The 18,782-nt window shown below is 56.5% G+C and carries 17 protein-coding genes and 1 riboswitch; all 17 genes read left to right on the top strand.

Annotated elements, in window-relative coordinates; genetic code table 11:
* The first annotated feature begins 6 nt into the window (after positions 1–6).
* The 17 genes from BSR28_RS04110 (at position 7) to rpe (ending at position 18,539) form a co-directional block, all read left to right on the top strand.
* Positions 7–534, top strand: coding sequence for a hypothetical protein (locus tag BSR28_RS04110; protein ID WP_073713423.1), 528 nt, complete (start codon positions 7–9; stop codon positions 532–534).
* A 38-nt stretch (positions 535–572) separates the two neighbouring features.
* The gene (efp, locus tag BSR28_RS04115; RefSeq protein ID WP_073709095.1) at positions 573–1,136 is read left to right on the top strand and encodes an elongation factor P; all 564 of its coding nucleotides are present in this window, start codon (positions 573–575) and stop codon (positions 1,134–1,136) included.
* Positions 1,136–1,663, top strand: a complete 528-nt coding sequence (gene nusB / locus BSR28_RS04120) for a transcription antitermination factor NusB (protein WP_073709096.1) — start codon at positions 1,136–1,138, stop codon at positions 1,661–1,663. The genes efp and nusB overlap by 1 nt, the downstream gene beginning before the upstream one ends.
* A gap of 168 nt (positions 1,664–1,831) precedes the next feature.
* On the top strand, positions 1,832–2,377 hold the full coding sequence (pyrR, locus tag BSR28_RS04125; RefSeq protein WP_073709097.1) for a bifunctional pyr operon transcriptional regulator/uracil phosphoribosyltransferase PyrR: 546 nt from the start codon (positions 1,832–1,834) through the stop codon (positions 2,375–2,377).
* Positions 2,374–3,315, top strand: coding sequence for an aspartate carbamoyltransferase catalytic subunit (locus BSR28_RS04130; RefSeq protein ID WP_073713424.1), 942 nt, complete (start codon positions 2,374–2,376; stop codon positions 3,313–3,315). The genes pyrR and BSR28_RS04130 overlap by 4 nt, the downstream gene beginning before the upstream one ends.
* Position 3,316: 1 nt before the next feature.
* The gene (locus tag BSR28_RS04135) at positions 3,317–4,627 is read left to right on the top strand and encodes a dihydroorotase (RefSeq protein WP_073713425.1); all 1,311 of its coding nucleotides are present in this window, start codon (positions 3,317–3,319) and stop codon (positions 4,625–4,627) included.
* A complete protein-coding gene (gene carA / locus BSR28_RS04140) occupies positions 4,627–5,823 on the top strand; it encodes a glutamine-hydrolyzing carbamoyl-phosphate synthase small subunit (protein WP_198928929.1) in 1,197 nt (398 codons plus the stop codon). The genes BSR28_RS04135 and carA overlap by 1 nt, the downstream gene beginning before the upstream one ends.
* Positions 5,816–9,121, top strand: a complete 3,306-nt coding sequence (gene carB / locus BSR28_RS04145) for a carbamoyl-phosphate synthase large subunit (RefSeq protein WP_073713427.1) — start codon at positions 5,816–5,818, stop codon at positions 9,119–9,121. The genes carA and carB overlap by 8 nt, the downstream gene beginning before the upstream one ends.
* Positions 9,118–9,975, top strand: a complete 858-nt coding sequence (gene pyrF, locus BSR28_RS04150) for an orotidine-5'-phosphate decarboxylase (RefSeq protein WP_073713428.1) — start codon at positions 9,118–9,120, stop codon at positions 9,973–9,975. The genes carB and pyrF overlap by 4 nt, the downstream gene beginning before the upstream one ends.
* A gap of 10 nt (positions 9,976–9,985) precedes the next feature.
* Positions 9,986–10,543, top strand: a complete 558-nt coding sequence (gene gmk, locus BSR28_RS04155; protein WP_073713429.1) for a guanylate kinase — start codon at positions 9,986–9,988, stop codon at positions 10,541–10,543.
* A 49-nt stretch (positions 10,544–10,592) separates the two neighbouring features.
* Complete coding sequence (rpoZ, locus tag BSR28_RS04160) at positions 10,593–10,868, top strand: DNA-directed RNA polymerase subunit omega (protein WP_073709103.1); 276 nt, start codon at positions 10,593–10,595, stop codon at positions 10,866–10,868.
* Between the two features lie 2 nt (positions 10,869–10,870).
* A complete protein-coding gene (gene coaBC / locus BSR28_RS04165) occupies positions 10,871–12,145 on the top strand; it encodes a bifunctional phosphopantothenoylcysteine decarboxylase/phosphopantothenate--cysteine ligase CoaBC (RefSeq protein ID WP_073713430.1) in 1,275 nt (424 codons plus the stop codon).
* A 9-nt stretch (positions 12,146–12,154) separates the two neighbouring features.
* Positions 12,155–13,333, top strand: a complete 1,179-nt coding sequence (metK, locus tag BSR28_RS04170) for a methionine adenosyltransferase (protein ID WP_073709105.1) — start codon at positions 12,155–12,157, stop codon at positions 13,331–13,333.
* Positions 13,320–15,434, top strand: coding sequence for a primosomal protein N' family DNA-binding protein (locus BSR28_RS04175; protein WP_073713431.1), 2,115 nt, complete (start codon positions 13,320–13,322; stop codon positions 15,432–15,434). Before metK ends, BSR28_RS04175 begins: the two co-directional genes overlap by 14 nt.
* 70 nt (positions 15,435–15,504) lie before the next feature.
* Positions 15,505–16,470 (top strand): methionyl-tRNA formyltransferase, encoded by a 966-nt coding sequence (gene fmt, locus BSR28_RS04180; protein ID WP_073713432.1) that lies wholly within the window; start codon positions 15,505–15,507, stop codon positions 16,468–16,470.
* Positions 16,463–17,872 carry an RsmB/NOP family class I SAM-dependent RNA methyltransferase gene (locus BSR28_RS04185; RefSeq protein WP_073713433.1) on the top strand — a complete coding sequence of 470 codons (1,410 nt, stop codon included), beginning with the start codon at positions 16,463–16,465 and terminating at the stop codon, positions 17,870–17,872. The genes fmt and BSR28_RS04185 overlap by 8 nt, the downstream gene beginning before the upstream one ends.
* 1 nt (position 17,873) lies before the next feature.
* The gene (rpe, locus tag BSR28_RS04190; RefSeq protein WP_073713434.1) at positions 17,874–18,539 is read left to right on the top strand and encodes a ribulose-phosphate 3-epimerase; all 666 of its coding nucleotides are present in this window, start codon (positions 17,874–17,876) and stop codon (positions 18,537–18,539) included.
* A gap of 53 nt (positions 18,540–18,592) precedes the next feature.
* Positions 18,593–18,716, top strand: a riboswitch (FMN riboswitch).
* Positions 18,717–18,782 lie beyond the last annotated feature (66 nt).

The raw sequence follows: 18,782 nt of genomic DNA on the forward strand, positions 1-18,782 counted from the left end.
GGCTTGATGTCTGAGTTGATGATTCTAACGGCCCTAGATGGGGCCCTGATCGAGGGAGTCCCGGCACTAGTGGCAGACTCTCTCAACCGGGAACTAAACTTTGCCTTCAGCGACTCGGAGCTTCCTGATGAGTCTGCCTTTCGTGGTGCCGCTACCGATCCCGGTGATGCTCACACTTGGCTTGAGCGCCTGAAAGCTGTCTTGCAGGCAGAGGAAAGCCAGAATCAACTCGTAGTGTTGCCTTCCTTCTTGGTGCTTTTACCTAAAGCGGCTCAAGAACTAAGAAAGTCGCCGGCCCGCATCGTGTTCGCCCGTGCCTCGCTAACCGAATGCTGGTCACGGTTGGGTTTGTTGGCGCCGGGACAACCAGTCGGTTTAGGCCCTGTGCGTGCCACCTGGCTACAGTTGGCGCAGAGCCGTAAAGAAGCTTGGCTAGCTGTAGGGGCAATCGAACAAGATCTTTCAGGATATGCAACTCACACCGCTGCCCAAGCGCTTTTTGACGTATTTAGCAGTAGGATAGACCAGTCATAGTGGGATCACCCCACACGTTATTATTGGAAGGAAATACCTTGGCAACTACCAACGATTTGAAAAACGGCATGGTTCTAAAGATCGACAACGGACTCTGGTCTGTCGTCGAATTCCAGCACGTTAAGCCGGGCAAGGGCCCTGCCTTCGTTCGTACCAAGCTCAAGAATGTACTTTCTGGCAAGATCGTTGATAAGACCTTCAACGCTGGCCTAAAGGTTGAAACTGCAACTGTTGACCGTCGTGACATGACCTACCTGTACCAGGATGGTCAGGACTTCGTATTCATGGATGACTCCACCTACGAACAGATCATGGTTCCCAAGGAAACCGTAGGCGACGCTGCTAACTTCATGCTAGAAAACCAGTCTGCAATCGTCTCTATGCACGAGGGCTCGGTTCTATTCATCGAACTACCGGCTTCTGTCGTGCTAGAAATTACCTACACCGAACCGGGCCTACAGGGCGACCGTTCCTCCGCTGGCACCAAGCCCGCTACCTTGGAAACCGGTTACGAAATCCAGGTCCCGCTATTCCTAGAAACCGGCACCAAGGTTAAGGTTGATACCCGTAACGGTTCCTACATTTCCCGCGTTAACGACTGATGAGTGTACGCAAAGGCTCACGCACCAAAGCGCGTATTCGCGCGATTGACGTCCTCTTCGAAGGGGATGAACGCTGTGGAACGCTAACCAGCGGTGACCTTTTGCGCCTCCTCGAAGAACGCAAGCAGGTAACCGCGGCACAGACTCCGCTACCCGCCTATGCGGTAGAAATCGTCTCTGGGGTAGCTGCCAATCTGGATAGCATTGACCGAGCAATTGCGACCTATTCCAATCGTGACTGGAACCGGATGCCCTCTGTGGATCGTTCGATCTTGCGGGTGGCCGTTTGGGAAATCCTCTTCAATGAGGATGTCGATGGGGTAGTAGCAATTACCCAGGCTGTCGGCATTGCCGATTCACTCTGTGCTCCTGATGCGCCCGCGTTCATTAACGCAGTCTTGGATAAGGTCCAAAAGTCCGCCGGTAAGCTTGAAGGAGTTTACTTGGACGAACTCGACGAGGAAGACGAACCCGACCTAGAAAAGTCGGTTTCGGCTTTCTACGAGGGCGAGTACCTAGACGAGTAATCTGACACTTTAGAGTGGGGTTCCAACTATTGAAGTTGGGGCCCCACTTTTGTGTTTTCTCACATACTTTAAACCCCTAAATTCACTCACGAATTCACCCCTGCTGCGCTAAACTAAACAGGAAGTTTCCTTTAAGCCCGTCCAGAGAGACGGGGAAGGCAGGTGAAGATGCGTACGCATCCGCAAACGCGTCCGGTTTTAGGGCCGGATGATATACGTCGTTCTCTGGCGCGAATCGCTTTTCAAATTATTGAAAAGAACAAAGGTGTTGACGAGGTCGTGCTGATGGGAATCCGCACGCGCGGCCAAGTTCTGGCCGAACGAATCGCCCAAAATATTGCTAAACATGCAACTCCAGTTCCCACCGGAAGCATTGATATCTCCGGTTTCCGCGATGATCGCACGAATGCCGACCGAGATCTAGGCCTAACCGAAATCCCAGAGGGCGGCCTCGACAATAAACGCGTCATCCTAGTAGATGACGTGCTCTATACCGGCCGCACCGTTCGTGCCGCTTTAGATGTGATCTCTGAACTCGGTCGCCCGCAGAGCGTACAACTAGCCGTGCTAGTCGACCGCGGGCACCGTGAGCTACCAATCCGAGCCGATTACGTAGGAAAGAACCTACCCACGGCCCGTGATGAACAAGTCCTAATCCACGTCGAAGATCTCGACACCCTAGAAGGTGTCTTTATTACCGGGGGAGACCGATGAAAAACCTACTAACCCTTTCCGGAATCTCTAATTCCGAAGCAATTACGCTTTTGGACCGAGTCCAGAATATGAAGACCAAATTCGGGACCCCCGATTTCGAACCAACCTTGGCAGGCGCGACGGTTGCGAATCTATTCTTTGAAGATTCCACCCGTACGCGCCTTTCTTTTTCCTTAGCTGCAGAACGGCTTGGGGCTCGGGTAGTTAACTTCTCTGCCGCTGGTTCCTCACTCTCAAAGGGCGAATCCCTCCGGGATACCGTAGCCACCATTACCTCCATGGGGATCGACGCCGTAGTCATCCGCCACCAGGCGGTCGGGGCCGGGCAACTGGTCGCCAAATGGACCGGACTGCCGGTCCTAAACGGTGGCGATGGTGCCCACCAGCATCCCACCCAGGCACTACTAGATGCTGTCAGCCTACGCGAATACCTACACGAATCCCCGCTAGGTAAAGACCTAGCCGGCACTAAACTCCTAATCGTTGGCGACCTACTGCACTCCCGAGTAGTGCGTTCGAACGTGGATTTAATGGTCGCCCTCGGCGCTGAAGTAACCCTAGTTGGCCCCAGCACCCTACTCCCACCAGGAGTACATACTTGGCCCGTGAAGGTAACCACCGATTTCGATGCGGCCATCGCCACCCAGCCTGATGCGGTGATGATGCTCCGTGTTCAAAAAGAACGTATGAGCTCAGCCGGTGGAGGCTACTTCCCTTCGGTCGGCGACTACATCCGCCAGTACTGCCTAAACCCAGAACGCTACGAACGCCTAGGCGAAAAGTGCGCCATCCTGCATCCAGGACCCCTGAACCGCGGACTAGAAATCTGTGACCAAGCGGCAGATGGCCCCGGTTCACTAATCCTGAAGCAGGTAAACAATGGCGTATTCGTCCGGATGGCCATGCTCGATCTACTAATCAACGGAGATGAAAACTAAGATGACTCAATACCTAATCAAAAACGTCTCCATCGAAGGCGCCGAACCAACTGACCTAGCCTTCAAGGACGGTCAGATTGTAGGACGTGGCCCCCAGGCTGCGGAAACTGTCGAGGATCCCCAAGTAATCGATGGAACCAACCTAGTCGCTCTACGCGGCCTCGTCGACCTACATACCCACCTGCGTGAACCCGGTGGCAGCGCGGCAGAAACCGTCTACACCGGAACCCGTTCTGCAGCGGTTGGTGGTTATACCTGCGTTCACGCCATGGCGAACACCTCCCCGGTAGCCGATAACGCCCTCGTCGTGGAAAAGGTCCTCGAACTAGGAGAGCGTGCCGGATTCGTCCAGGTCTGTCCGGTCGGGGCCGTCTCAAAGAACCTCGAGGGACACGCTCTAGCTGAACTAGGCGCCATGAATAAATCTAAAGCGCAAGTGAAAGTCTTCTCTGACGACGGCAAGTGTGTCTGGGATTCGGCCCTGATGCGCCGCGCCCTCGAATACGTTTCCACCTTCGATGGGGTAATCGCCCAGCATGCTCAGGAACCGACCCTTACCGCCGGGTCCCAGATGAACGAGGGCGTCGTCAGCGGACAACTTGGTCTGCGCGGCTGGCCCGCAGCGGCAGAAGAGATCATCGTCGCCCGCGATATCATCCTGGCTGAACACCTCAACGCTCGCGTCCACGTCTGCCACCTCTCTACCGCTGGTTCTGTTCGCCTAGTCCGTGATGCGAAAGCGCGCGGCGTCAAGATTACGGCCGAAGCTACCCCGCACCACCTCTACTTAACCGACGAACAAGCGCACACCCTAGATGCGCGCTTCAAAGTCAACCCGCCACTACGGACCGAGAACGATCGCCTCGCCGTCCTTGAAGGCCTACGTGACGGAACTATCGACATTGTCGGCACCGACCACGCCCCGCACCCGGCCCAAACCAAGGATTGCCCCTGGGATGAGGCAGCCTTCGGTATGACCGGTCTGGAAACTGCGTTACCAATCATTATCAAAACCATGGTGCAGCCCGGACACTTTACCTGGGAACAGGTCGTGCAGGTACTTTCGGTAAACCCCGCCCGCATCGGTGGTGTCTCCGACCAGCAGGGACGCCCCCTAGAAGTAGGGGAGCCCGCCAACCTCTGTCTAGTCGATCCTAGCGTCACCCGCGTGGTAGACCCGGATCGTCAATACTCCAAGTCCAAAAATACGCCCTACGCCGGGATGGAATTGCCCGGCCAGGTACTCTACACGTTCTACCAAGGCAAGATGACCGTTAAGGAAGGTCGCCCAGTTGAAGAAGGGATTCAGTGATGACTGAAGAAATGGCATTACTGGTACTAGAAGACGGTCAAGTCTTCCAAGGTACCGCCTACGGCTACCGCGGCAAGACGGTCGGTGAGATTGTGTTCTCAACCGGCATGACCGGATACCAAGAAACCCTAACGGACCCCTCCTACCACAAGCAGATCGTGGTCCAGACCGCACCCCACATCGGTAACACCGGCGTCAATCAGCAGGATCCCGAGTCCGCCCAAATCTGGGTAGCCGGCTACGTGGTCCGCGACGCGGCCCGACGCGCTTCCAACTGGCGTGCCGACGGCGAACTAGAAGATTACTTGCGCGACCAGCAGGTAGTCGGTATTAGCGGGGTTGATACTCGCGCCCTCACCCGTCATATTCGTGAACGCGGCGCCATGCGCGCCGGCATCTTCTCTGGTTCAGCACTGCCCGCAGGTGCCGAATACCTAACCACGCCCGTGGTGGAAGCACTGGTGGCAATCGTACAAGCCAGCCCCCAGATGGAAGGTGCCAACCTAACCGACGAAGTGTCGACCACCGAAATGTACGTCGTGGAACCAGCAGGCGACTTTGCCGGCAAGGAACCGCTAGCCCGGGTGGCCGCGCTCGACCTCGGCCTGAAGAACCGCACCCCGTACCACATGAGCCACCTTGGCATGCAGGTTTACGTGTTCCCGGCTAACGCCACCTTCGAAGACCTAAAATCAGTAAATCCCGATGGTGTCTTCTTCTCTAATGGCCCCGGTGACCCGGCCACAGCCGATAGCCAAGTAAACCTACTACGTGCCGTCCTAGATGCCAAGATTCCCTACTTTGGTATCTGCTTCGGTAACCAGCTGCTGGGACGCGCGCTAGGGTATGGCACCTACAAGCTCGGTTATGGTCACCGTGGCGTTAACCAACCGGTGCTAGACCGTACCACCGGCAAGGTCGAAATCACTGCTCACAACCACGGTTTCGCGGTTGATGCCCCAACTACCGGCGCCTCGGTCGCCCCCTTCGAAAATGGTCGCTACGGAAATGTTGAAGTCTCCCACGTCTCCCTCAACGATGGGGTAGTGGAAGGGCTCCGCTGCCTAGACTTGCCGGCCTTCTCCGTGCAGTACCACCCCGAGGCCGCAGCTGGCCCTCACGACGCTGCCTACCTCTTCCCCCGATTCCTAGAACTAATGCAAAAGACTGCCGCCCAGGAGGCCAAGAATGCCTAAGCGTAACGATATTAACTCCGTGCTGGTTATCGGCTCCGGTCCGATCGTGATCGGCCAGGCCTGCGAGTTTGACTATTCTGGCACCCAGGCCTGCCGCGTCCTACGAAATGAAGGTATCCGGGTCATCCTCGTGAACTCGAACCCGGCAACTATCATGACCGACCCGGGCGTTGCGGATGCTACCTACATTGAGCCTATTACCGTTCCGGTACTAGAAAAGATTATCGCGAAGGAAAAGCCGGACGCACTACTCCCGACCCTTGGTGGCCAGACCGCTTTGAATGCGGCAATGGCACTGTCCGAAGCGGGCATTCTAGACCGCTACGGCGTAGAGATGATCGGTGCGAATGCGGCCGCCATCGACGCCGGTGAAGACCGTGACCAGTTCAAGGCCATCGTCGAAAAGTGCGGCGCAGAGGTTTGTCGCTCAGAGATCGCCCACACCATGGATGAGGTCCTAGCTGCCGCTGATACACTGGGCTACCCAATCGTGATTCGCCCGTCCTTCACCATGGGCGGTCTGGGTTCTGGCATTGCCTTCAATGAGACCGAACTACGCCAGATTGCCGGCCTTGGCTTGCAGCAGTCGCGTACTACTGAGGTCCTGCTGGAAGAATCCATCCTGGGCTGGAAGGAATACGAACTCGAGCTTATGCGCGATAAGGCAGACAACGTGGTGGTTGTCTGCTCGATTGAGAACGTTGATCCCGTTGGTGTACACACGGGTGACTCGATTACCGTGGCGCCAGCCTTGACGCTGACAGACCGCGAACTGCAGAAGCTGCGCGATATCGGTATTGCCGTTATCCGTGAGGTCGGCGTTGATACCGGTGGCTGTAATATCCAGTTCGCTGTACACCCGGAAACCGGCCGCGTGATTGTCATCGAAATGAACCCGCGTGTTTCACGTTCGTCCGCGCTAGCCTCTAAGGCTACCGGCTTCCCGATCGCGAAGATTGCGGCCCGCTTGGCGGTCGGCTACACCCTAGATGAGATCCGCAATGACATTACCGGTTCCACCCCGGCCTCCTTCGAGCCGGCCCTAGACTACGTGGTCGTCAAGGTTCCGCGTTTTGCCTTCGAAAAGTTCCCGGCTTCTGACCCGACCCTGACCACCACGATGAAGTCCGTTGGTGAAGCGATGGCCTTGGGCCGCTGCTTTACGGAAGCTTTGAATAAGGCGGTTCGTTCCATCGACAAGAAGGGCGTGGGCTTGCACTGGTCGGGCCCAGTCCCAACCCCGGAGCAGGTCGCGGAACTCCTTGAGGCCGCTAAGACTCCTACCGAGGGCCGTTTGGTTCAGATCCAGCAGGCTATTCGAGGCGGCGCCACCCTAGAACAGGTTGTGGAAGCCACCAAGATTGACCCCTGGTTCGTTGACCAGCTCTTCCTTCTGCAGGAAGTTGCCGACGAGGTCGCCCAGGCCGACGGCTTGCGTCCTGAGGTACTTCGTAAGGCTAAGCGTCACGGCTTCTCTGACGTCCAGATCGGTCAGATCCGAGGCCGCAGCGAGGCTACCATTCGCGAAATGCGCCATGCCTTTGGTTTGCGTCCCGTTTACAAGACCGTGGATACCTGCGCGGCCGAGTTCGCGGCCAATACGCCCTACCACTATTCCTCCTATGATCAGGAAACGGAAGTTCAGCCGCGCGAACGTCCGGCCGTGATTATTTTGGGTTCGGGCCCGAACCGTATTGGTCAGGGTATTGAGTTTGACTACTCTTGTGTCCACGCGGCTATCACCCTGCGAGATGACTATGAGACCGTCATGGTTAACTGCAACCCCGAAACGGTTTCTACTGACTACGACATCTCTGATCGTCTGTACTTCGAACCGCTGACCCTTGAAGACGTACTAGAGGTTATTCATGCGGAATCCCAGGCGGGCCCGATCGCGGGCGTCCTCGTCCAACTCGGCGGTCAGACTCCGCTGGGTCTAGCAAAGGCTTTGGAAGCCGAGGGCGTCACCATCCTTGGCACCAGCCCGGATGCGATCGACGCCGCAGAAGACCGCGAGCTGTTCGGGGCGGTACTGGACCGCGCAAAGTTGGCGGCACCCGCCCACGGCACTGCTACTACCGCCTCGCGCGCCCTTGAAGTGGCCAGCGAAATCGGTTACCCCGTACTGGCTCGACCCTCATTCGTCCTCGGCGGTCGCGGCATGGAAATCATCTATGACGAGGCTGGTTTCGAAGATTACCTACGACGCGTGGGCGTTGGTCAGGTCTCTGAAAATGCTGGCCCCTTGTTGATTGACCGCTTCCTTGATGACGCGATCGAAATCGACGTCGATGCCCTATATGACGGTACGGAGCTGTTCCTCGGTGGCGTTATGGAGCACATTCAGGAATGCGGGATTCACTCTGGTGACTCCGCCTGCGTGTTGCCGCCCATGACCCTTTCGGCGAAGCAGCTAAAGCAGATTCGCCGCGCCACCGAAGCGATTGCCGCCGGGGTGGGCGTGCGCGGCCTGATTAACATCCAGTTCGCGCTACTCTCTGACGTGCTGTACGTGATTGAAGCTAACCCGCGTGCCTCCCGCACGGTACCGTTTGTGGCCAAATCAACCGGCGTGCCCTTGGCGGCCGCGGCAGCACGCATTATGACCGGGGCAACCATTGCCCAGCTGAAGGAACAGGGCATCCTACCTGACACCGAACTGAACACGGAAGAATACGGCGGTGCCATTGCCGTTAAGGAAGCAGTCCTACCGTTCCGTCGCTTCCGCACTAAAGAGGGCGCCATTGTAGATACCGTCCTAGGCCCGGAAATGCGCTCTACCGGTGAAGTAATGGGCTTTGACCGCGACTTCCCGCGCGCCTTCGCTAAGGCAGAAGCCGGTGCTTCGATTACGCTCCCGACCTCCGGTAAGCTCTTCGTGTCCATTGCCGACCGCGATAAGCGCAACCTAGTGCTCCCCATCGCGCGCCTCGTCCAGATGGGCTTCGAAGTCCTCGCTACCAAGGGTACGGCCACGGTGCTACGCCGTAATGGTATTGAGGCGACCGTGGTTCGCAAGGCCTCTGATGGTCGCGGCCCCAATGGCGAACCCACCATTATTGATCTGATTGCCGAAGGCCAGGTTGACCTAGTGATTAACACGCCTTCCGGCCAGGGTGCCCGCGCCGATGGTTACGAAATCCGAACCACCACAACGGCTGCCGAAAAGCCGATCATCACCACCATCCAGCAGCTTTCTGCCGCGGTTCGAGCTATCGAAGTACTACGTAAGGAAAGCTTCGAAGTTTGTTCCCTCCAGGAGCACTACGCACTAAGGAAAGCAGGTAAGGAAGCATGAGCAAGACTAACTTTGGCGAACGCCTAGCCGCAAAGGTCGAAGAGTTCGGCCCGGTTTGCGTGGGAGTGGACCCGCATCCGGCCTCCCTCGCTTCTTGGCAGCTTTCTGATAGCGCTGAAGGCGTACGAAACTTTGCCTTCGAAATGCTCAGTGCGCTAGGGGACCGAGTGGCGATCTTCAAGCCCCAGGCAGCCCTTTTTGAACGTCATGGGGTAGCTGGTATGACCGCCTTGGCGGACTTCTTGGGTGCCTGCCGCGAGCAGGGAGTCCTGACCATCCTTGATGCTAAGCGTGGTGATATTGGCTCTACCATGACCGCCTATGCGCAGGCTTTTATGACGCCCGGTGCTGATTTCGAGGCCGACGCAGTCACCCTTTCTCCCTTCTTAGGCGTGGGCTCACTGCAGCCGGCTTTTGAACTGGCAGCTGAGAACAATAAAGGCGCCTTCATTTTGGCTTTGACTTCGAACCCCGAGGGCGCCTCGATCCAGCACTGTGTCTCGGCAGTGGATTCGGTCAGCGTTGCCGCCCGGGTGGCGCAGGAGGTCCAGGACCGAAACAACCTGCTTTCCGAGGGCGCTCATGGTTCCTTTGGCCTAGTAGTTGGTGCCACGGTGGGGGATGCTGCCCGTCGAGTGGGGCTAGACTTCTCGGACTTTACCGGCCCGCTGTTGGCCCCCGGAGTCGGAGCGCAGGGAGCTGGCGGAAAGGAAATCCGTGAGGTTTTCGGGACTCCGGCGCCCTTCGTCCTCGCCTCTGCCTCTCGTTCTGTGGCTGCCGGTGGTCCCCAGGCTACCGGTCTACAGGAAGCCTTCTCAAAGACCGTACTTGAAGCAAAGGGAGCCCTGAGCTAGGATTCTGCCCATGAGTTTAGGTCAGGTAACAGTAGTAGCAGGTCCCACAGCAGTCGGTAAAGGCACGGTTCTTACGCGTTTGCGTGAACTGTATCCAGAACTCGTCTATTCGGTTTCTGCAACTACTCGTAATCCTCGTCCCGGAGAAGAAGATGGGGTTCACTACCACTTCGTCACCCGGGAAGATTTCGAAAAAATGATTGCCGCCGGGCAGATGCTCGAATGGGCAGAAGTTCATGGCTTGAACCTTTACGGCACCATGCGTCAGCCGGTTGCGGACGCGGTCGCCAAGGGGCAGCAGGTGATCGTGGAGGTGGATCTAGCCGGCGCTAGGCAAATCCGTCAGTCGATGCCGGAAGCCAAGCAGGTTTTTATCGCCCCGCCTTCCTTCGAAGTCCTACGCGAACGCCTAGTAGGGCGAGGGACGGAATCTCCCGAGGAACAGGAACGACGCCTGCAAACAGCTCGTGAGGAACTGGCCGCACAGTGCGAATTTGATGTGGTTATCACCAATGACACAGTGGAAAAGTGCGTGGCTGACCTAGCCCAGGTTACGGGATTAGCGTAGAATAGCACGGTAACCGATAGCTTTAACCGCTCTCAGATTAAGGAAATTCATGACAACCGGTATTGTGGCACACCCCGAAGGTATTACCTCTCCTCCTATCGATGATCTATTGGAGCAGGTCGATTCCAAGTACGCCCTAGTCGTTTACTCGGCACGTCGTGCACGCGAAATTAACACCTACTTGCGTCAGCGTTCCGCTGGCATGATCCAGGGCGTCCCGCCGCTAGTAGAGACCGAACCCGATCAGAAGCCGCTTTCCATCTCCATGCATGAGATCGCTGAAGGCAAGCTGAACTTCTACACTGATACGGCTATTAGCGAGTAACAGTGTCGCAATCCGCTTCGGCTTCCGTACTGGTAGGCGTTAGTGGTGGAATCGCCGCATTCAAAGCGGTCACAGTCGTTCGGCTCCTCAAAAAAGCCGGCTACGATGTGCACGTGGTTCCTACCGCTAACGCCTTGCGTATGGTTGGGGCTGCCACTTGGGAAGCAGTCTCTGGTCACCCCGTAACCGTGGACCCATTCACTGGGGCCGCGGATTCTTTGCATGTCAACCTAGGCAAACAGGCAGATGCCGTCATCCTAGTGCCAGCTACCGCTAACCTGATCGGAAAGATCAGCAACGGTATTGCTGACGACATGCTCACCACCACCTTCCTGACCGCTACCTGCCCGGTTTTCATCTGCCCCGCCATGCACACCCAAATGTGGCAGGCACCCGCAGTCAAAGAAAACGTAGCGAAACTTCGCGCCCGTGGCTATCACTTTATTGGCCCGGTTTCTGGTGATCTAACCTCTGGCGATAGCGGGGAAGGGCGCCTAGCTGAACCCGAAGAAATCTTCGCTCGCTTTGAATCCCAATTCCGTTCCCACACCCATAGCGAAACTGAAGCTACCAACGCTGATCAGCTAGCCGACTCACCCTTGCGGGACAAGCATGTGGTAGTTACCGCGGGTGGAACCCGGGAGCCAATCGATCCAGTACGATTCCTTTCGAACCGTTCTTCTGGACGCCAAGGGGCCGCCCTAGCTGAAGCAGCACTAAAAGCCGGGGCACAAAAAGTTACGCTAGTTAACGTCAATATGGAGGTTCCCCTTCCAGAGGGCGTTGAAGAGGTCAAGGTTTCTTCCACGCTCGAACTGGAGAAAGCCCTCGATGAGCTTTTTGACTCGCTAGACGTTCTAATCATGTGCGCGGCGGTCAGCGATTACCGTCCGGCCGTGGTGAGCGAAGAAAAACTTAAGAAAACCGCCTCAGATACCTTCTCCCTTGAGCTGGTAAAAAACCCAGACCTGCTAGCCCAGTTGGGGGCGCGTCCTCGGGAAGGCAAAGTGTTGGTAGGCTTCGCCGCGGAAACCGCCGGGGGACAGGCTGGCCTGGACTTCGCCAAACGGAAAATCCAAGCCAAGCAGGCGGATTTATTGGTTTATAACCAGGTCGGAAACGAACAGGGCTTCGGGGACCGTCCCAACCAGGTCCAGGTCATTAACCGACAGGGCGAAATCCTTGGACAAGCTGCCGGATCCAAGCAGCTTGTCGCCGAAAAAATTATTGAAATTATCATCAACCAGAGCATCCTCAAGGATGCGGCTTCATCCTAGGAGTTTTAAATGCAGCTATTTACTTCCGAATCCGTCACTGAGGGACACCCCGATAAAGTCTGTGACCGGATTTCTGACTCCATCCTTGACGCCCTGCTAGAGCAGGATCCCAAGTCACGCGTTGCAGTAGAAACCCTAGCCACCAAGGGCCTCATCCACGTCGTCGGTGAAGTTACCACCGAAGCCTACGTGGAAATCCCCGAAATCGTCCGTCGGGAACTAGAAATCATCGGCTACACCTCTTCAGAGGTTGGTTTTGATGCGCGCTCCTGCGGTGTTTGTGTATCCATTGGTCAGCAGTCCAGCGATATTGAAGCTGCCGTTAACTCTTCTCTTGAGCAGCGTCTAGGACAGAATACCGACGAACTTGATCTTCAGGGTGCCGGCGACCAAGGCCTCATGTTCGGCTACGCCTGTGATGAGACCCCTGACCTGATGCCTGCTCCGATTTGGCTTTCTCACCGCCTTGCCCAGCGTCTCACCCAGGTGCGTAAAGATGGCATTGTGGAAGGCTTCTACCCGGACGGCAAGACCCAGGTAACCCTCGCTTACGACGGGGATCGCCCGGTTGCAGTCCGCAACGTCCTAGTCTCCACTCAGCACAGCGCTGACCTGCAGCTAGAGCAGATCCAGGAACTGGTGGCAAAGGAAGTGATTGATCCGGTACTTCAGGAATCTGGTCTGGACCTAGACCTCAGCGAAGTAACCTACCAGGTCAACCCCTCCGGCAAGTTCGTCATCGGTGGTCCTGCTGGTGACGCTGGCCTAACCGGACGCAAGATCATTGTTGACACCTACGGTGGTATGGCCCGTCACGGTGGCGGCGCCTTCTCTGGTAAGGACCCGTCGAAGGTTGACCGCTCTGCCTCGTACGCCATGCGTTGGATCGCTAAGAACTTGGTGGCTGCCGGCATTGCTAAGCGCGTAGAGCTCCAGGTTTCATACGCGATCGGTTCCTCCCACCCCGTTTCCCTCTGGGTCAACTCTTATGGCACCGGTGTCATCCCAGACGCTCAGATCGCGGAACTGGTCCGTCAGAACTTCGACCTGCGTCCCGCTGCAATCGTCCGCGACCTTGACCTACTGCGTCCGATCTACGCCCAAACCGCAGCTTATGGCCACTTTGGCCGTCCGGGGCTGCCCTGGGAAGAAACCAACCGGGTGGAAGCCCTTCGTGCCGGAATCTAGCCTCTTTTCACCACTGATTGATCACCCCGGGGTGGTTGCTTCGGTGGTGTTAACCGGGGTGCCCGCGCATCTGAGCTCCGCATTTGACTACCTCGTCCCAGAGGAACTAGTTAAAGACGTTCAGATCGGGGTCCCCGTAGAGGTAAAACTGGCCGGCTCAAAACGTATTGGTTGGGTTGTAGAGCTAACCGATCACTCTGATTTTCAGGGGCAACTACAACCTATCCTGCGGGTTCTTTCGCCCTTCCCGCTGCTTACCGCACCAGTTTGGCAAGCGATTAAACAGGTTGCCCATTGGCGAGTCGGCACGGCCAGTCAGCTTCTACGCGCGGCTATTCCGGCGCGCCACGTCAGCGCTGAGAAAGCTTTCCTTAAGTCGCTATCAGCAGGGGACGGGAAGCAGGCTGTTCAGGAAACTTCGGCGTCCGGTAGTTCGGTTGCATCCCCAGAAGTGCCCAGTGAAGACGAACCGGCTGCCCTACCGGAACCCGCGGGTGCATTCACGGCCTACCAGCTGGGGGAACCCTTTCTAAAGCACCTGCTAAGCGGCGATCAGCCACAGGCCATCTGGCAGTATCAGCCGGCAACGCATACCTCGGATTTCGATGCTCCCGCGCTTACTGAGCTACTCTCGCCACTCCTAGTAAGGAACGCTGGCGTACTAATAGTGGTTCCCACGGCCCGGGAAGCTCAAGCGCTAGCAGACGAATTATCCGGCCAACTGCCCGTCGAAGCTGCGGTAATGCACCATGAGCTTAGTGCCGCCGAAAGATATCGCATGTTCCTTGAGGTTAAATCAGGGATCAGCAAGTTCGTGATTGGTACCCGTAGTGCGATTTGGGCTCCGGTAGCAGACCTAGAATTGATCCTAGTTTTGGGTAGTGGTGATGATTCGCTACAAAGCCCCAAAGCGCCCTATGCGGCCACCTGGGAGATTGCAAAAATCCGTGCGCGAATCGAAAACACGGCACTTATTTTGGGTTCCCTAGCCCCAAGTCTCTGGGACTGCTGGCAACTTCAAAACGCGGGTATGCATCTAATTGCCCCCACTAGGCAACAGTGGCAAAAGCGCGGTTTGCAACTGATATATCAAGATGAAGTACAGGCAGAGCGGGCCGGTGCCTCGGCGTGGTCAAGGCTGCCCCAGTTCGCCCATCACCAGTTAAAGAAGGCGCTCGATCAGGGCCTGCCAGTACTGGTCAGTGTTCGTTCAGGCGGCTATATCCCCACGATTACCTGTCGTAGCTGTGGGACCCGCGCCGCCTGTAAACGGTGCGGCGGCCCCCTAAGTTCCACTAGCAGTGCTAACACCACCAGCCCCTTTGAGACCATGGCTTGCGCCTGGTGCGGTACGAAGCCCACCCAATATCGCTGCAGTGAATGCCAAGGAACTAACTTCCGAGCCGGTCGGATTGGGGCTGACCGGACGGCAGAAGAACTGGGTCGGGCCTTTCCCCAGATTCCGGTTCTGGTTTCTTCTGCGGCTCGTGGCATCATTAAGGAAGTGCGGGAACGAGCTCAGATCGTGGTGGCTACTCCCGGAAGTGAACCTTTCGCCCCACAGGGTTTCGGCGCCGCGCTGGTGCTAGACACCAGTATGGCCTTGCGCCTACCAGATTTTGAAGCTGAATCAAAGGCCATCACTGATTGGCTGCGCCTGCGCTCACGCTTGGCAGATAATGGGTCACTGATTCTTTCTGGCCTCCTTCCGGTTCCTATTCGCCAGGCTCTGTTAACTGGTCGTTGCCTGCCATTTTTAGAGGAGGAGTTAGCCGAACGCCGCCAGATTCCGCTGCCCCCAGCAGTATGGTTGGCGCAGGTTTCTGGATCCCAAGCGGCCCTTCAAGAGCTCTATGAGCGACTTTCAGAGCGGTTTAGTAGCGACGCTGTAACTATTTATCCGCCCATTCTAACTAGGGGAGAGGTCGCCCAAGAGGCCCGCACTGAAACCTCGATTTTTGAGCCCTACCGACTGGTGGTGGTAGCGCCTTGGGATCAGGCTTCCGAGGTTGCTGGAGCACTAGGGGAGTACCGTTCGCAGATTGGTGCGCTCAGAAATGAGCGTTTCTTGGTGAAGGTTCAGCCCCAGTCTTTAACCTGAGAAAGCTCTTGCCGTCCGGGCCGCCGCTTCGTCCGTCATTTGCCGGTGGCTTGGCATTACAATATGACTGATGCGTGTTTTATTTGTTGGTACCCCAGATGTTGCCGTTGCACCCCTGCGTGCGCTTCTTGAATCCGAACACCAAGTTGTTGGTGTTCTAACCCGAACCGATGCCCGGGCTGGGCGCGGACGGAAACTGGTTTCCTCACCTGTTGCCCAGGTTGCCGAGGAAGCAGGCTTGCCCGTTATTAAAGCTGATTCTTTGAAACAGCCAGAGGTGCTTGCACAGATTTTGGACCTGGGCCCTCAGGTAGCCATTGTGGTTGCCTACGGTGCTTTGATTCCGCTTAAAGCCCTGGAAGCACTTCCTATGGGTTGGCTAAATCTGCATTTTTCGGCCCTGCCTAGGTGGCGTGGTGCGGCTCCCGTGCAGCGGGCGATTCAGGCTGGTGATGAAGAGATCGGCCTGAGCGTTTTCATGCTCGATGAAGGGCTGGATACGGGTCCGCTTTATGCACGACGTAAGTACCCCTTGGATCCTGATGCGACCACCGGCCAGGTGCTCTCTGAACTCTCTGAGACAGGTGCGCGCGTGATCTTGAATGTGCTCGAACAGATCAAGGATGGCAGTGTTATGCCGATGCGCCAAAAAGAGGCTGGTATGACCTTGGCACCCAAGTTGGATAGTAGCGACACCGGGATTAGTTTCGAGGTTCCCGCGGTGACCGTTAAGCGCCGTATTAATGCGGTTACACCGGCACCGGGAGCTTGGACTTTGCGTCACCAACCAGACTCTGAGCCCCAACGTTTAAAGCTTGAGCCCGTGATGGTCCTTGACGAGGCGGCGCCTTCTGATCTACTTCCCGGTTCCCTAGTGGTTTCTAAGCGTTCGGTGAGCGTGGTGTGCGCTGATAACACGATGGTGGAGCTTTCCCGGGTTGCTCCAGCCGGTAAGGGCTGGATGAATGCCGCTGACTGGGCCCGAGGTGCTCACTTGGGTGAGCAGGACCGTTTAGGGGTGACTTTAGATGCCTGAGAAGAAGTACCGTGACGGCTACCGGAAGAAGCGAGCCGCGGATCCGGCTAGGTTAGCCGCTTTGGATATTATGGCTCAGGTTCGAGAAGAGGGTGCCTACGCCAATTTGGTTGCTTCAGCAACGCTCTCAGATTATGGCTTGAGCGGCCGGGACGCGGCTTTCTCCCTGGAATTGGCCTATGGGGCTTTGCGTATGCAGGGCTACTATGACGCAATCTTAAGCAACTGCGCTACTATGCCACTTTCGGATCTGGATCCGCTGATTTTGGACGTCCTGCGACTGGGCACTCACCAGCTCATCAATATGCGAGTCCCCGCCCATGCGGCCTTGGCTGCGACGGTAGACGTGGCCCGTCAGGTGGCCTCTGATGGCCCCTCTCGCTTGGTTAATGCGGTTCTGCGCCGAGTTTCAGAAAAGACCCCAGAAGAATGGTTCAACCTAGTTGGCCAGGACGAACCTGAACTGGACCGCCTCTCTCTACAGTACTCGCATCCTCGTTGGATTACGAAGGCCTTTTTTGAGGCGCTAAAGGAACAGGGGCGTTCAGAGGAACTGGAAGCTCTTTTAGCCGCCGATAACGAGGCCGCTAAGGTGGTTCTGGCTGCCCGCCCGGCACTTATTTCACAGTCCGAACTTCTTGACGAGGTGGGCGCGCGCGGTTCTGCTGGAGAGCTGGCAGATAACGCCGTGGTCATGGCTTCCGGGGTTCCGGCTAAGGTTCCTGCCGTGGTCGATGGTCTAGCTGGGGTACAGGATCAGGGCTCTCAGTTAGTAACCGAGATTTTTGCTAAGGTTCCTTTGGAAGGCAAGGATGATTTTTGGCTCGATATGTGTGCGGGCCCGGGTGGTAAGGCGGCGCTATTGTGCGGTTACGCCCAAGAATCTGGTGCGCAGCTGATCGCCAATGAGGTTCATCCGCATCGCGCGAAGCTGGTCCAAAAGTCTTTGCGGGCGTTCGATCGTCAAAGCTACCGGATCCGCTTGGGGGATGGGCGTCGGCTCCCGAAAGAAGATGACTTGATTGAGGCATTTGACCGGATCCTGCTGGATGCTCCCTGTACTGGTTTGGGTTCGTTACGTCGTCGTCCTGAGGCACGCTGGACTAAGAAACCTAAGGATCTAAAGGATCTATTGGTACTCCAAAGCGAACTTATCGATGCCGCGCTGGAAGTGCTACGTCCAGGCGGGCTATTGGGGTATATCACGTGCTCCCCGCAGGTTGATGAGACGACTGGGCAAGTTAACCGCCTACTCGCTGAAAAGCGGGTTGAACTAGTCGATATTTCAGAGTTTGTGCCTCAGCCCTTGCAAGAATTACTTTCAGAGCAAGGTACTCTTCAGTTGTGGCCCCACCACGGTGGTACCGACGCCATGTTCTTGAGTGTGTTGCGAAAGGTCTAGGATGAAGCGTTTCTGGGTGGCACCCTCAATTTTGAGTGCTGATCCGTTGAATTTAGCCGCCGAGCTGGATCGGATCTCCGCGGCAGACGCGGTTCACGTCGATATTATGGATAATCATTTTGTCCCTAACTTAACTTGGGGATTGCCTACTGTGGAGGCGCTAGCACGCTCGCAAAAGCTACCGCTGGATGTGCACCTGATGATTTCCGATCAGGACCGCTTAGCGCCCGCTTATGCGGAGGCGGGAAGCGAGTCGGTGACGGTCCATTTTGAGGCTTGCCAAGACCCGGTGAAGGTCGCAAGAGAAATTCGACGGCTTGGTGCGCGCCCGGCTATTGCTCTGAAGCCTTCGACTCCGGTTTCGGTCTTAGATCAGATTTTAACCGAGTTTGACATGGTGCTGGTGATGACTGTGGAGCCTGGGTTTGGTGGGCAGTCGTTCATGCCGGAGATGTTGGCCAAGGTGCGCCAGATTCGGTCTCGTTTAGCTCGGGAAAATCTGGATATTCGCCTCCAGGTTGATGGGGGAGTGAAGGCCGATAATATTGCCTTGGCAGCAGAAGCTGGTGCTGATTTCTTCGTGGCCGGTTCGGCTGTTTTCGGCTCGGATAGTCCCGGTTTAGAGATTTCTAGACTGCGGGAGGCAGCTCGCGCCCATATTCACTAAGAGCATGTCGCACTTGCTTCATTTACCTTAGTGGGGTTATGGTTTTCTTATTAAACGTGCACCGGGGTCAGTGAAAGTCTGAACCGGCGGTTATAGTCCGCGACCCGTTACTTGTTAACGGTTGAGCTGGTGGAACTCCAGCACCGACGGTTAAAGTCCGGATGGGAGGCGCACGATTTCCCGACAGGGGTGTAATTTTTGCACCTCTGTTTTACCCCGGTGTCTTCATAGAGACCGGGAGTT

The sequence above is a fragment of the Boudabousia liubingyangii genome (assembly GCF_001907245.1).
GTDB classification, from domain to species: Bacteria; Actinomycetota; Actinomycetes; order Actinomycetales; family Actinomycetaceae; genus Boudabousia; species Boudabousia liubingyangii.